The organism is Xanthomonas graminis pv. graminis (assembly GCF_030168915.1).
Classification (GTDB): Bacteria; Pseudomonadota; Gammaproteobacteria; order Xanthomonadales; family Xanthomonadaceae; genus Xanthomonas_A; species Xanthomonas_A translucens.
Genome location: NZ_CP076255.1, coordinates 638302 through 652885 on the forward strand (window position 1 = coordinate 638302; position 14584 = coordinate 652885).

Annotated in this window: 13 protein-coding genes; 10 read left to right on the forward strand and 3 right to left on the reverse strand. The window is 67.8% G+C overall.

The window, feature by feature from the left end; all coding sequences use genetic code 11:
• Window positions 1–149: 149 nt before the first annotated feature.
• The 10 genes from KHF85_RS02735 (at window position 150) to hglS (ending at window position 8503) form a co-directional block, all read left to right on the forward strand.
• Window positions 150–2114, forward strand: a complete 1965-nt coding sequence (locus KHF85_RS02735; protein WP_284568425.1) for an XVIPCD domain-containing protein — start codon at window positions 150–152, stop codon at window positions 2112–2114.
• A gap of 165 nt (window positions 2115–2279) precedes the next feature.
• On the forward strand, window positions 2280–2426 hold the full coding sequence (locus tag KHF85_RS02740) for a hypothetical protein (RefSeq protein ID WP_284568426.1): 147 nt from the start codon (window positions 2280–2282) through the stop codon (window positions 2424–2426).
• A 44-nt stretch (window positions 2427–2470) separates the two neighbouring features.
• Window positions 2471–3085 carry a lysozyme inhibitor LprI family protein gene (locus tag KHF85_RS02745; RefSeq protein ID WP_284568427.1) on the forward strand — a complete coding sequence of 205 codons (615 nt, stop codon included), beginning with the start codon at window positions 2471–2473 and terminating at the stop codon, window positions 3083–3085.
• A 29-nt stretch (window positions 3086–3114) separates the two neighbouring features.
• Window positions 3115–3312 carry a CPXCG motif-containing cysteine-rich protein gene (locus KHF85_RS02750; RefSeq protein ID WP_284568428.1) on the forward strand — a complete coding sequence of 66 codons (198 nt, stop codon included), beginning with the start codon at window positions 3115–3117 and terminating at the stop codon, window positions 3310–3312.
• 208 nt (window positions 3313–3520) lie between these two features.
• On the forward strand, window positions 3521–3910 hold the full coding sequence (locus KHF85_RS02755; protein ID WP_064541313.1) for a hypothetical protein: 390 nt from the start codon (window positions 3521–3523) through the stop codon (window positions 3908–3910).
• Between the two features lie 228 nt (window positions 3911–4138).
• Window positions 4139–4495, forward strand: a complete 357-nt coding sequence (locus tag KHF85_RS02760; protein WP_064541310.1) for an EF-hand domain-containing protein — start codon at window positions 4139–4141, stop codon at window positions 4493–4495.
• Between the two features lie 226 nt (window positions 4496–4721).
• Window positions 4722–5132 (forward strand): EF-hand domain-containing protein, encoded by a 411-nt coding sequence (locus KHF85_RS02765; protein ID WP_284568429.1) that lies wholly within the window; start codon window positions 4722–4724, stop codon window positions 5130–5132.
• 21 nt (window positions 5133–5153) lie between these two features.
• Window positions 5154–5921, forward strand: coding sequence for an HAD family hydrolase (locus tag KHF85_RS02770; RefSeq protein WP_284568430.1), 768 nt, complete (start codon window positions 5154–5156; stop codon window positions 5919–5921).
• Between the two features lie 209 nt (window positions 5922–6130).
• Window positions 6131–6673: a hypothetical protein gene (locus tag KHF85_RS02775; RefSeq protein WP_284568431.1), complete on the forward strand. Its 543-nt coding sequence runs from the start codon at window positions 6131–6133 to the stop codon at window positions 6671–6673.
• A gap of 468 nt (window positions 6674–7141) precedes the next feature.
• On the forward strand, window positions 7142–8503 hold the full coding sequence (hglS, locus tag KHF85_RS02780) for a 2-oxoadipate dioxygenase/decarboxylase HglS (RefSeq protein WP_284568432.1): 1362 nt from the start codon (window positions 7142–7144) through the stop codon (window positions 8501–8503).
• A 195-nt stretch (window positions 8504–8698) separates the two neighbouring features.
• On the opposite strand, the gene KHF85_RS02785 is transcribed toward hglS, so the two are convergent.
• The 3 genes from KHF85_RS02785 to KHF85_RS02795 all read right to left on the reverse strand — a co-directional run bounded on the left by KHF85_RS02785 (window position 8699) and on the right by KHF85_RS02795 (window position 14548).
• The gene (locus KHF85_RS02785; RefSeq protein ID WP_284568433.1) at window positions 8699–10420 is read right to left on the reverse strand and encodes a type III effector protein XopP; all 1722 of its coding nucleotides are present in this window, start codon (window positions 10418–10420) and stop codon (window positions 8699–8701) included.
• A 48-nt stretch (window positions 10421–10468) separates the two neighbouring features.
• Window positions 10469–10714, reverse strand: a complete 246-nt coding sequence (locus KHF85_RS02790; RefSeq protein WP_284568434.1) for a hypothetical protein — start codon at window positions 10712–10714, stop codon at window positions 10469–10471.
• A gap of 711 nt (window positions 10715–11425) precedes the next feature.
• Complete coding sequence (locus KHF85_RS02795; RefSeq protein WP_284568435.1) at window positions 11426–14548, reverse strand: efflux RND transporter permease subunit; 3123 nt, start codon at window positions 14546–14548, stop codon at window positions 11426–11428.
• Window positions 14549–14584 lie beyond the last annotated feature (36 nt).

A 14584-nucleotide genomic window follows, 5' to 3' on the forward strand; every position in this document is an offset into this window, starting at 1 on the left:
CTGCGGATCGGCGCACCGGCAGCAGCAAGAACGCACGACCTGCAGTACCCGAATTGTTTTGTTGACCGCGCACTAACAAGCTCACGGACGAGCTCGGTTGACCTTGTCGGCGCACGCCGCCGTATATCAACCTCAAGGAGTAACACGAGATGGCACGCGATTACACGAAGGCCGAGAACCTCGACATCATCGAGCGTGAGGCCAAGGAACGCCACATTCCGGTCGACGATTTCATGCGTTTCGCCTATATCGAAACCGGCGGCAAGTTCAACGAGCAGGCCAGCCGCGGCCCGAACAGCGCCAAGGGCCTGTTCCAGTTCACCCCCGGCACCGCAGCGGCCTACGGCATCAGCGGTCGCGAACTGGATGCAGTGGCCAATACCGACGCCGCGGCGCGTCTGTATCAGGACAACCAGCATGCGCTGACCCGACAGCACGACAAGGACCACCGCCCGTACCTGTCCGGCAAGTCGCAGCCCGATGGCCTGGACATGTACATGGCGCACCAGCAGGGCGCCGGCGGCTACCGTTCGATCCAGGCCGCGGTCGCCAGCGGCAGCTTCGCGCGCGAAGACACGCGGCCGAACATCCTCAACAACGTACCGCGCGAGAAGGATGCGGCCGGCGCCAGGCAGTTCGAGGCCTACACAGGTGCCTCGTTGGCCGAGTTCAAGAAGATGTCCGACCAGGACATGGCCAAGACCTTCCTGAAATACTGGGACACCAAGTTCGACCACATCGCGATCCCGGAAAAGGGCATCAAGCCGGTCGCCGAGGGGCATGCCCCGCAACCGGTCCCGCAGGCCCGCATGCAGCCGCATCCAGCCGCACATCCGGCCACGACCGCCAAGCAGGATGGCCACGACGGGATCCAACTTACCGCTGCGCATGCGATGGGCGTCAAATACGACCACGTGCAGTACGCGATCAACTACACGCGCAGCAGTCATTACCGCCCCGGCGTGGACGGCAAGCATCTTGAGCAAGGCTACATCGACTGTTCCGGCTGGGTGTCCGAGCTGCAGAACGCCACGATGCGGGAGATCAACCAGAAGGCCGGCCGCGACGTCTTCGGTCGCGATGACATGCTGGGGCAAGGCATGAACGGCTCCGGCGGCATCGTCAAGAAAGCTTTCGACAGTTCCGGCGTGCTGCTGCAGGGCCAGGACGTGTTCAAGCCCGGGGCGCTGAAGGAAGGCATGGTCATTGGCGTGGATGCCAGCCAGAACTCAGGGCACGACCACTGGAAGGGCATCGACCACATCCTGATGGTGGTGCGCGATCCCAAGAACGGCGAGCTGCTTGTCAGCCAATCCAGCGGCAGCAAGGGCGTGAACACCATGCCGCTGGACGATTACCTGGCCAGCCACAAGAACGCCAAGCTGTTCGCGTCCGACCCGCTGGCCAAAGCACGCGACCTGCTGCAGGACAGGCAGCAGACGCAGTCGCAGACTCACAGCCAAGGCCACGACGCGCGCACCTCGCTGCAGCCGGGCGAGCAGGGCCACGACGTGAAGGCGATGCAGCAGCGCCTGATCGAGCTCGGCATCAAGGACAACAGCGGCAAGGTGCTGACCGGCACCGGCTACTACGGCGACAAGACCAAGGAAGTGGTGGCCAACCTGCAGCGCGAGAAGGGCATCGAGCCGACCGGCATCGCCGACAAGATCACCCTCGAGGCGCTGAGCAAGCTGCAGGTGCAGAGCAAGGGTGAGGCCAAGCTCAACCCGGCCGCCGCCGAAGCGCAGGGTGCCGACAATCCGCTGTTCACCCAGGCGTTGGAGCGGTTGCAGAAGCAGGGGCCGAACGGCGGTTTCAACAGCCGCGAGGAGCTGCAGCGTGCGGCTGGCCAGGTGGCGTTCGAGGCCAAGGTGGGCGGCATGTCGCGCATCGACGATGTGGTCCACAGCACCGACGGCAAGGGCCTGATCGCGGTGGAGCGCAATCCGAACAATCCGCACGACGTGAACCGCGCCTACGTGGACAAGCAGCATGCCGCGACGGTGCCGCTGGAGCAGAGCCAGCAGCAGCTGGCGGCGGAAACCCAGCGCCAGGCGCAGGATCAGACCCAGGATCAGCGCACCCAGACGCAGTCGCAGACACCGACGCGCTGATCCGTGTCGCCAGCATCGGCTGCCGCCGTCGGGCGTGTCGGATGGCAGCCGATGCCGGTTCGATCAGCGATCGGGCTGGCGTCCGCGCGCGCTCGCAGCTGCATGGTTTTCTTGCCAGGCCACGCACGCGGTGTCGAGCGGGGGCGGGGGGCGAAGCGAGCGATCGTGTCCATCAAGCGCACGTTGCGGATGCAGCGCGCTTTGCGGCTCGTCGAGGCGCTGTCGGCAGCGTGTTTGCGGTGTTTGAACAGCCGTGAAGCGCTGTCGTCGCGATCCGACGATCCGATGTGCGCGGTTTCGATGATCGTTTAGAACTGCCCTCCCTTATACGCATCAGCACAAGGCGAATTCCAACAGTGGCCATCGTCAGGGTTTTTCCTATTTCCTGCCTGCTCGCGCTGTGCGCCATGACTGCGGCGTGTAATGGCGGGTCTTCCGCGCCGACGCCGACTGCGGCATCCGCCGCCGTCGCGCCAGCGGCCACGCCGGCGCCAGCCCCGGTCCAGTCTGCGGGCGATGCGCCTGCGAATCGGCAAGCGCCGAGCGCGGCGTCCACCGAGGCGGATGCCGCCGCCGCACCATCCAAACCGTCAGGAGAAAACGTCGTGCTGCGACCTTCCTATGACGCATGCATCAGCGCTGCCGCCGGCGTGACCCCGACGATGCAGGACTGCATCGACACCGAATACAACTACCAGGATGACCGCCTGAACACGGTCTACAAGGCGCTGATGGCCAGGTTGGGCGAGGCGGAAAAGAACGCGCTGCGCGAGCAGCAACGCACCTGGATCGCCGATCGCGACGAGAAGTGTGTCTACGATCCCGACAGCGGCCAGGCGGGGCGCGTGGATGCCGCCGAATGCCGTCTGGACATGACCGCCAAGCGCGCGGACGAACTCGCAGCGCGGTGGCACAACACCTTCCAGCCGGAGCCCAGCCCCGGCACCGCTAACGACGTACCGGTACGCTAGGCGTTCGTTTTGCTTCATAGGCCAAGCTCATGTCCGGCATGCAAAGCTTCATCGACCTGCAATGCCCGTATTGCGGCGAATGGATCGACCTGGCGCTGGACCCGTCGGTCGAGGCGCAGCAGTACGTGGAGGATTGCCAGGTCTGTTGCCGGCCGATGCTGGTGAGCGTGCGCTGGGACGAAGACGGCGCGCCGGTGGTGAGCGCCAGCGCCGAGAACGATGGCTAGCGCGTTTGCGCAGCTGGGCTGGCGGCGACGAAACCGTTGTGGGGCGGACGTCACGGGGCTGCGGGCCATCCGTCGCCACCGGCGCTCACGATAGAACCGGCTGCGACCATGCGCCCACGCGCTGCCGGGATTCCACCGCAGGGGGGCGCACACGCGGCCAGCCGCACCCCCTAGACTGGCGTTCTGCTCGACCACAGGAAGCACCGCCATGAACCTGCCGCTGCACTTCGGCCTGCTGGGCTCGCTCGAAGCCGGGCTGATCGCGCTTGCGCTCGGGTTCCTGATCTATGCGCTGTGGCACCGCTTATGCCGCTGGCTGCAGTGGTCGCAGGGCCATGCATTGGGGTGGTCGTGCTTGCTCGCGGTGGCCGCGTCGGCCGGGATCGACTGCTGGAACCTGTTCTACACCGGCATCGTGCGCCTGGAGTCGCCGTTGTATGCGCGCTTGGCGCTGGCCAACATCCACGATCCGAACGAATTGGGTTCGCGGGTAGTGCTGGAAGTGTCCGGCGCGCTCGCCGGTGTGGCGCTGGCGTGGGTCGCGTTCAGTTCGCGTTCAAGCGAAAAATCCGCCGACGGCGAGCGCGAGATCGGCTGAAACACACGCTTTTTTTCCAAGTTCCGAACACCTCGAACGAAGGCCTTACCGTAGGCTCACCGGCTCCTAACCAAGGCGTTAGCGCGTATGTTCTCCGCAGTGGTTAACGAAGCGTTGTGTGGGGTTTTTCGCAGGGGAATGGATTCAGCCTGGCACCGGCAGGGTGTGGTCATGCACCGGATTTGACCGGGCATGCCACACCCGAGAGAGCACAAGGAGACCACCCACATGAACATTCGCAACCGCACCCCGCTGATCGGTACCGCCGCCATTCTCGCTGCCGCGCTGGCGCTGCCGGCCTTCGCCCAGGACGCGCAGAGCGATGCCGCGACGCAGGCGCAGTCGCCCACCAGCGCGACCGGCCAGCCTGCGCAGTCGAGCGCGTCGGGCGGCGGCCAGACCTGGGCGGATGTCGACACCGATAGCGATGGCGCCATCAGCAAGCAGGAGGCGCAGGTCAACGCAGGCCTCAGCCAGATCTTCGCGCAGGCCGATGCCGATCACAACGGCAAGCTGACCCCGGACGAATACAAGGCCTATGTGGCCAAGCAGCAGGGCGGCGCGGCCGGCAGCAACGGCCAGTAACGCAGGCATCGGTAACTCGCTGCGATGGCATGCGCTTGAACGAGGGCGCGTGCCTATCCGGCGCGAAGCGACCGCAACTGCGGTCGTCGCAGCGAATACAACCGACGAGTGAAGAAGGGCGGCCTGGTGCCGCCCTTTGCTATGTGCCGTTCGACTGAAACCGGCGCGGCCTCGCGGGGCCGCGCGGTGTAGGGTAGTAGCGATTCGCCGTTGGATGGGCCGTGCCATGACCGCTTCACGCCGCTCCTCGCTGTGCCTGTGCCTGGCCTCGCTGCTTGCCGCGCTTGCCGCCAGCGGCAGGGCCGCAGCGCAGCAGGATCCTGCCGCCCCCGTGTTGCCCCTTCCCGTGCCGACGCCCGCACCCGCGCCGGCCGCGCTGCCGCCGTTGCCTGCACCACCCGCATCGCCCTTGCCGGTGCCGGCCGCACCTGCCAGCGACGCAGGCGCCGCGGCAGGCGCGCGCAGCTTCGCCGCGCTGGACCTGGACCGCGACGGCCGCATCGGCCGCGCCGAAGCCGCGGCGGACCCGGTCCTGCGCGAAACCTTCGACACGTTCGACGCCGATGCCGACGGGGCGCTGTCGCGCGAGGAGTACGCGCACTACCAACCCGGCCCCGGCGACCCTGCGGCGCAATAATCGCGCTGCTATGCTTGCGCGATGCCCACGCCTACCGCTCTGCGCTCCTCTGCCATCGCCCTGGTCGGTTTCGACGGCGACGATACCTTGTGGAAGAGCGAGGACTACTACCGCGACGCCGAAGCCGCGTTCGAGGCCATCCTCGGCCAGTATCTGGACCTGCGCGATGCCGGCACTCTGCAGCATCTGCTGGCGGTGGAGCGGCGCAACCTGAAGGTATTCGGTTACGGCGCCAAGGGCATGACCCTGTCGATGATCGAGGCGGCGATCGAGCTGACCGAGGCGCGCATTGCCGCGCGCGACCTGCAGCGCATCGTCGAGATCGGCCGCGCCACGCTGCAGCATCCGGTGGAGGTGATCGCCGGCGTGCGCGAGGCGGTGGCCGCGATCGCCGCCGAGTTCGAGGTGGTGCTGATCACCAAGGGCGACCTGTTCCACCAGGAGGCGAAGATCGCGCAGTCCGGGCTGGGCGCGCTGTTCCCGCGCATCGAGATCGTGTCGGAGAAGGACCCGCAGACCTACGCCAAGGTGCTGGCCGAATTCGGCGTCGGCGCCGAGCGTTTCGTGATGATCGGCAATTCGCTGCGCTCGGATGTGGAGCCGGTGATCGCCCTGGGCGGCTGGGGCATCTACACGCCGTATGCCACCACCTGGGCACACGAGGCCGAGCATGGCCTGTCCGCGGACGAGCCGCGCCTGCGCGAGGTGGCCTCGGCCGCGGACTGGCCGCAGGCGGTGGCCGAGCTGAACCGGCATGCGGCCAGCCAGGGGCCGGCGCTTTCCGCGTAAGACGGTAGGCGAAACCCGCGCCTGTGCAGTCCCCCCGGCGTTGCCCGCAGTGGCGCGCGCGACGGGCCTGGGCATGCTCGGGATTGCGCCGAGCGTCGGCCGGCGCGTCCCGCGGGGCCTTGAACAGCGCCAGGCCGATCGGGGTGGCGCATCGAGCGCCGCCGCCGGCCGCGCCTGACAGCGCTGCCGGCATCCGGCAGAATCGCGCCATGCCGCCCCGCTTGCGCTCCGCCTGTCTGATCCTGCCGCTGGCGCTGTGCCTGGCGGGCGCAGCAGTGGCGCAGGATGCGCCCGCAGCGGGCGCGTCCGCTGCGGCGGTCGTGGCACCCGGCAGCGGCGATGCCTGGATCGACCGCCAGCTGCTCGACATCGACCGCTACGCCGCGCGCTACCCGGACAGCTTCCTGGATGAGGTGGCGCGCTACGCGCAGCTGCCGCGCGGCTATGCCGAGGCGTTGCTGCGCGAGCGCCGCTGGCCGCCGCGCGACATCTACTTCGCCTGCTTCCTGGCCAAGGCGGCGGGGTTGCCGTACCGCGAGGTGGTGCGTGCGCGGGCTGGCGCCGGCCAGGCGGCCAGCTGGGCGCAGGTGGCGAACGCGTTGCAGGTCGAGCCGGGCGCGCTGCCGTACCGCACGCTGCGCCACGCCATTGTTGCCAGCTACGACCACTGGGATCGCCCGATCGTGCTGGACGCGCTATTGCGCCGCCAGCTCGGTGATCGTGCGCAACGCGACCAGGCGGCTGCGCAGTAGGCGCGGCCGACGCCGTGCAGCGAGCGGTCGGCAGGTCGCGGTTGATGGGAAGCCTCTGTTTGAAAGCCGCGGGGCCGCCCAGTCAAGCCAGTGACATCCTTGTGGGAGCGACTGCAGTCGCGACGAGCGCAGTCGCGACGCCTACCGGTTTCCGATGCTGTCGAGGCCGGCGGCTTGGCCTCGGTGCGGGTGCGGCGAGATCGATGCATCGCGACTGAAGTCGCTCCCACAGGGGGCTTGCGGCCAGCCCGCAGGCAGTCGCGGTCGAGCGGCAGGCGCCGTTCCTGCTCCGCTGCCGCCTCCGGCTCAATTCCCGATCGGCCTCCAGCCAGGACCTTGTGCGCTCGCGGCACGCGCGTTCTCATGGCGGCGACCGATGTGCGCGACTGGCCGCGCCGTCGCCGCGGCGCGAGAATAGGCGTTCTGCCGGACCTGATGCCCGGCGCTCCCGCCGCTCCGGATCTCCCGATGACCACTGCCTTCGTTTCGCCCGATGCCATCCGCAGCCTGTTCGCGCAGGCCATGTCCGATATGTACCGCACCGAGGTGCCGCTGTACGGCACGCTGATGGAGCTGGTGGCGCAGGTCAATGCGGCGACCCTGGCTGCCGATCCGGCGCTGGACGCGCAACTGCAGCGCAACGGCGAGCGCGCGCGGCTGGACCAGGAACGGCATGGCGCGATCCGCGTCGGCAGCGCCGAGGAACTGGCCACGCTGCGCCGCCTGTTCGCGGTGATGGGCATGCATCCGGTCGGCTACTACGACCTGTCCGTGGCCGGCGTGCCGGTGCATTCCACCGCGTTCCGCCCGCTCGACGCGGCGGCACTGGCGCGCAATCCGTTCCGCGTGTTCACCTCGCTGCTGCGGCTGGAATTGATCGAGGATCCGGCGCTGCGCGCGCAGGCGGCGCAGATCCTCGCGCAGCGCCGCATCTTCACCGAGGGCGCGCTGGCGCTGATCGAACGCGGCGAGCGCGACGGCGGCCTGGGCGAGGCCGACGCGCAGCGCTTCGTCGCCGAGGCGCTGGAAACCTTCCGCTGGCACGGCGACGCGACGGTGACGCTGCCGACCTATCGCGCGCTGAGCGATGCGCACAAGCTGATCGCCGACGTGGTCAGTTTCCACGGCCCGCACATCAATCACCTCACCCCGCGCACGCTGGACATCGATGCGGCGCAGGCGCAGATGCTGCAGCGGGGCATCGAGGCCAAGGCGGTGATCGAAGGCCCGCCGCCGCGGCGTTGCCCGATCCTGCTGCGCCAGACCAGCTTCAAGGCGCTGGAGGAAACGGTGCGCTTTCCGGCCGGCGCCGGCGCGGCCGAGGCCGGCACCCACACCGCGCGTTTCGGCGAGATCGAGCAGCGCGGGCTGGCCCTGACCCCGAAGGGCCGCGCCTTGTACGACGCCTTGCTGGAGCGTGCGCGTGCCGCCGACGGCAGCGCCGGCGGCGACTATGCCGCGCGCCTGCAGGCCGCGTTCGCCGATTTTCCCGACGACTACGCCACGCTGCGCCGCGAAGGCCTGGGCTATTTCCGCTATGCGCTGACCGATGCCGGCCGCGCGGCGGGCGCCGCGGCGCTGGCCGGCAAGCCTGCCGAGGCCTTGCTTGCCGACGGCCTGGCCAGCGCCGATCCGATCGTCTACGAGGACTTCCTGCCGGTCAGCGCCGCGGGCATCTTCCAGTCCAACCTCGGCGGCGGCGAACAGCGCGCCTATGCCGCGCACGCCAACCGCGCCGCGTTCGAGCAGGCGCTGGGTGCGGCGGTGCACGACGAATTCGCGATCTATGCGGACATCGAACGCGCCTCGCTGCAAGCGTTGCAGAACTGAGCGCGCGGCGAGCCCCTCTTCCGCCGAGAGAGGAGGCTATGGTCAGGGCGCGACGCGCCCCGCCGATGTGGTTGCGCGCGAGGCTGCGCCCTTACCCGCACGCGGCGCGGTGGCCTGCGAAAATGGGCCATGGGTCTGGAGTCATGGGCGCCTGCTTCGGCTCGCGCGGCGGGACACGCGCTGGTTGCGAGCGCGTCACCGATGCCTCCTCCGATGGCCGCTATGGCCGCGCCGCGCCTGCCCAGGCGCGGCATCGACGCCAGGGCAGGCCTGCAACAGCGTCCCAAGCACCTCCGAGCCGATCGTGGCGCGGTGCACCTTCGCGTCGGTATGGCCAAGCGCTTGCATCAGCGTCTCCCAGCGCTTGCCCAGGTTTTTCTCCTTCGCGGTCTTGAGATGGACCGCGGCGAAGGCTTTGTAGTTGAGCGACGCCAGCGCGTTCGCGGGTACCGGCGCGGCCGTGTGCAGATGCACGAACCAGGGCGCCGGGCACTGGCCGTCGGAGAGCGGTTTGTGATCGATGCGCACTTCGAACAGGGTGCCGCGATCTGCGATGTCTGCGTCCGACGGCAGCCGGATCGGGGCAGCCACCCGGGCGATCTCGTTCATCGCCAACAACCGCGCCAGATGCACCGAGCGCGGCTGCGTATCGCACTTCAGCGCATCGACTTCGTGTGTCCGCACGCGCTGCTCGATCAGTTGCAGAACTTGCAGCCGCTCGCTGAGCGCGCCAATCCGCGGGTCATCCGCCGGCAGTTTGGTTTTTGCCTGCCGCAGTTGCTCGCTGCTGCCGAACCAGCCTTGCACCGACGCCCTCACGAAATCGAAGCCGCTGGCGGCATCTTGATCGGCATCGCGCAGCATCTTCTCGACGTTGCCGGTGTCTTTGCCTAGCCTTTTCGCGATCTGGATGAAGTCCGCGCCCAGTTCGTGGACCATCGCCGGTTCCAGGGCAACGCTTTTCAGCAGCGTATCCGCCTGCTTTTGCGCGGGCGTGCGCGTGTCGCCGGGGGCGGCCGGGGATGCAGGCGCGGTGCTGGGTTCCGCGGTCGCGCGGTTGCCGCGCGACTTGCGCGGCTTGCGTGCCGGTCCTGGCGCGCTTGGCGCGGGCTGCTCCTCGAGCGCTGTCGCTGGCTGCGGCTCGGCCGGGCGCCCACCACCGCTGGCAGAGCGGCAAAGATCCAGCAGGCTCTGCCGATAATCGGTGAGCGCCTGTGCCAGGTCGAGCATGGTGCGCCAGGTGGCTTCGTCCTTGTCGTCCTCGATGAACGCCGCGACATCCAGGCACAGTCTCGACCCGATCCGGCCATGGTGTTCTGCATAGTCCTCCATGACGGCCATATGCTTTTCCAGCACCTGCGGGGTCACCTCAGCGCCGATCAGCAGGGGAATGGCATGGTTCAAGATCGCATGGTTCAGCACCTCGAAGGCCTCGGACCTCGCTTCGCCCAGGTAGTGTTGGGCCTTGCGCAGCTCGTCCATGCGGGGCTTTAGCGCGTGCATGCCGTTGCTTTCGGCGCTTGCCACCTGGCCTTCCAGCTTAAGGGTGTAGATCTCGATGAGCATGCCGCGGATCTCCTGCATCGACTGATAGCAAGATCCCAGGTGAGTCTTGACGACCGGCAGTACGGACTTGATATTGTCGCGCGTTATCTGCTGGGTTCCCGGCGCCTTCACGTAGTTCACGAACTCATCCATCGTCGCCCGGTACTTGTCGATTTCCTGCAGATACCCCCGCCACTCCTCGGGCTGTTGGCCCGCGATCGCTTCCCGCGTAATCGACCGCATGTCGTGCACGTGCCGATGCAGAGAAGTTGATGTTGCGCGCAGATCGCTCGTCCATTTTTTTTCCAGCAGCTCGTCCCACGTTTTATAGCCGACCGTTGCCGCCCTTCCTAGAAGGGTCAATAGATCCACTTCCAATTCCGATGAACTTTGTTTTAGCAGGCAGCCGCGCGCATTCAACTAGGCAAATGCGTGCAGGCCCTGTCGGGCCGACTGTATGGCATTCGCGATAAACTTCAGCTTGTCCGCAGGTGCGAGTTTTTTCTCAGAATCCGTATCCTGCTCAGGGTCAAAGATTTTTTCATGAAAAAAAACCGCTTTCTCTCTCGACTTGTACAAATCTTTCGTTTTCTGCGCGATCTCATCGGATAACGCATCGCTCAGTTCTAACTGGTTCAGCGCCGACACGAGATCGGTGCCGGGCATGGACCGCGGCGTCCTCCGCGATGGCCCGGCCGCGCTCGCGGCCGAGCGGGAATGCGACGCGCGGGCGGGCCTGCGCGGCCTGCCCGCGAGCCCGTCCAATGGCGCAGGCTGCGCGGCCGGCGCCGCCACGGACGGATGTGCGGCCGTCGCGGGATCCGATGCAACCGGAGTGGGGTGTGGTTGATCTGCCGGTTCCGCAGAGCCGGATCTGGTGATTCCCGCAGGTCGCATGGCATTCTCTCCGTCTTAGGTCTTGCACTTCCGCTCTTGGCGCGGCGCAGCCGACAATGCCTGGCTGCCGCTGTGTGATCGCTGGAAAACCGCTGGCATGGTGCGCGTTCGGATGCAGGCAGATACGCGCCGCGTGGCCTGAAGCAGTGCAAGGCGCCAATGCGCCGCCGCACTGTGGTTCGATTGCCGTTGCCTGGCCGCCACCGTTTTCCACCGCCCGCCAAGCGCATGAACGGCCAGTAGACCAGCACGGTGTTCCAGGTCGCCGGACAGGAGCGAACCGACGCGGCTGGATCCGAAGCGATGAAGGACGGCATCCTTCCGCCGGCGGCGTGCACGCGAAAGATGAATCGGTTCAGTGCACGGCGACCGGCGCTGGAGTGGATTACCCGCTCGTCACGCCCTGGGCCTGTGGCCATCTGCGCCTGTGCGCCATCGCCGCCAGATCAGGCCGGCAGTGGCACGCATCGCCCGCGCCGCTCAGTGGGTCGCCGGCGTGACCGTCGCCGCCCGTCGCTTCGCCGGCGCGCGGCGCCGCGCCATCCAGCGCTCCCGCAGGCAGGAGAAGATCACGTACAGCGCCGGGGTGCTGAGCAGGGTCAGGCTCTGCGAGATCAGCAGGCCGCCGATCATCGCGATGCCCAGCGGGCGGCGCAGCTCCGCGCCTTCGCCCAGGCCCACCGCCAGCGGCACCGCGGCCAGGATCGCCACCATCGTGGTCATCATGATCGGGCGGAAGCGCACTACGCAGGCCTCGCGCACCGCCTCCAGCGGCGACTTGCCATGCTGGCGCTCGGCGACCAGGGCGAAGTCGATCATCATGATCGCGTTCTTCTTGACGATGCCGATCAGCAGCATCAGCGCGATCATCGAGATCGCCGACAGTTCCGTGTCGGTGACCCACAGCGCCAGCAGCGCGCCCATGCCCGCGGCCGGCAGCGTGGACAGGATCGTCACCGGATGCACCAGGCTCTCGTACAGCATGCCCAGCACGATGTAGACCACCACGATCGCCGCCAGCACCAGGATCAGCATCGAGTTGGGCTGCAGCTGCACGTTGAAGCCGCCGCCGTCGGCGATGCGGATGTCGCCGGGCATGCGCAGGCCGGCCACGGTGGCGGCGATGATCGCGTCGCCTTCGCCGGTGCTCACGCCCGGCGCCAGGTTGTAGCTCAGGTCCATCGTCGTGTACTGCTTCTGATGGGTGATCTGCGGCGGTGCCAGGCCCGGCACCTGGTGCGCCACCGCGGTGAGCGGCACCATCGCGCCGCTGCGCGTGGGCACGTAGATCCGGTCCAGCGCCGCCGGCGTGGCGGTCTGCTCGGGCAATGCGTTGACCACCACGCTGTACTGGTTGAGATCGGAATAGATCGTGGAGATCTGGCGCTGGCCGAACGCGCCGTACAGCGCGCCGTCGATCGCGCCGATCGAAACGCCCAGGCGCGCGGCCTGGGCGCGGTTGATGACGATGTTCTGGCGCAGGCCGGCGCTGTCCACGTCGGTGCCGACGTCGCGCAGCTTCGGGTTCCGTTTCAGCGCCTCCTGCAGCTTGGGCAGCCACTGCTGCAACTGGGCGTTGTCGTTGCCCTGCAGCGAGACGCGGTATTGCGCGCCCTGGCTGGTGCCGCCGCCGCCGTCGCTGGGCAGGTCCTGGATCGCGCGCAGGCGCAGTTGCAGGTCGGGGTAGCGGTCGGCCTTGGCGCTGAGCCGCGCCAGCACCTGCGCGGTGGTCTCGGTACGGCCCTCGTCGTGGCGCTTGAGTTCGATGTTGAAGCTGGCGCTGGAGCCCTGGCGGCTGCTGCCCAGGCGCGCGCCGACGATCTTCACCGCCGGATCGGACATCAGCATGTCGGTGATGCGGCGTTGGCGCTTGACCATGTCGGCGAAGGACACGGTGGCGCTGGAACTGGCGCGGCCCGCGATCAGGCCGGTGTCCTGTGCCGGGAACGACCCCTTCTGCACCGCGCCGGCCAGGAACACGGTGGCGGCGATCAGCAGCAGCGGGGTCAGCGCCAGCAGCAGCGCGTGGCGCAGCGAAAAATCCAGCGCCACGGTGTACACGCGCAGCATGCCGGCATGCACACGCTCCAGCCAGGCGCCGAAACGGCCCGGCCGCTCCGGCTCGGCGTGCGCGGACAGGAAGCGGCTGCACAGCGCCGGGGTCAGGGTCAGCGAGACCACCGCCGACACGCAGATCGCCGCCACCAGGGTCACGGTGAACTCGCGGAAGAACTTGCCGATGATGCCGCTGGCGAACAGGATCGGGATGAACACCGCTACCAGCGAGGCGGTGATCGAGACGATGGTGAAGCCGATCTCGCGCGCGCCGGCCAGTGCCGCATCCAGCCGCGACATGCCTTCGTCGAGGTGGCGCATGATGTTCTCGATCACCACGATCGCATCGTCGACGATGAAGCCGATCGCGATCACCAGCGCCAGCAGGCTCAGATTGTTCAGGGTGAAGCCCAGCACGTACATCGCCAGCGCCGCGCCGGCCAGCGACAGCGGCACGGTGGCCGCGGCGATCAGCGTCGGCGCGAGCCGCCGCAGGAACAGCGCCATGGTCAGCACCACCATCGCCAGGCTGATCAGCAGCGTGGCCTGCACCTCGTTCAACGAGGCGCGGATGGTCGGGGTGCGGTCGAAGTAGGCGGACATCCTGGTGCCCGGCTGCAGGTAGCCGCGCAGCATCGGGAGTTGCGCCTTGACCCGGTCCACCGTCTCCACGATGTTGGCGCCGGCGCGGATGAATACGTACATCACCACCGCCCGTTTGCCGCCGAACCAGGCCGCCTGGTAGGCGTCCTGCTGGCCGTCGTAGACGTTGGCCACATCGCGCAGGCGCACGGTGCGGCCGTTCTGCTGCGAGATCACCACCTGGCCGAAATCGGCGGCCTTGGCCACCGAATTGTTGGCCACGATCGCGGTGGTGGAGGCGCCGTCGCTGAGGAAGCCGGTGGGCGAGGTCACATTGGCCGCGCGCACAGCGTTGCGCAGATCGTCCGGGGTCAGCCCCATCGCGTTGAGCGCGCGCAGGTTCACGTCCACCCGCACCGCCGGGGTCGAGGCGCCGCCGATGTCGACCGAGGCCACACCGCTGATCTGGCGCAGGCGCTGCGCCAGCAGCGAGTCGGCGACGTTGTACAGCTCGTCGGCCGATTGCGTGTCCGAGGTCAGCGCGATGGCGATGACCGGATCGTCGTTGGGATTGGCCTTTTGATAACGCGGCGTGGACAGGCCCGAGGGCAGGTCCGCCTGCGCGGAATTGATCGCGGTCTGCACGTCCTGCGCGGCCGAATCGATGTTGCGGTCGCTCTGGAACATCATGAACACCTGGCTGTTCCCCTCCGAACTGGAGGAGCGCATGGTGTCGATGCCGGGGATCTGGCCCAGATGCCGCTCCAGCGGCGCGGTGACCGTAGACGCCATCGTCGAGGCGTCGGCGCCGGCCTGGCTGGCCTGCACGAAGATCACCGGGATCGAGATGTTCGGCAGTGCCGCCACGCCCAGGCGCAGGTAGCACATCATGCCGATCACGAACAGGCCGATGGCCAGCAGCGTGGTGCCGATCGGGCGGCGGATGAAGGGGCTGGAGAGGTTCATTGGTTCGGGACTCGGGACTCGGGACTCGGGACTCGC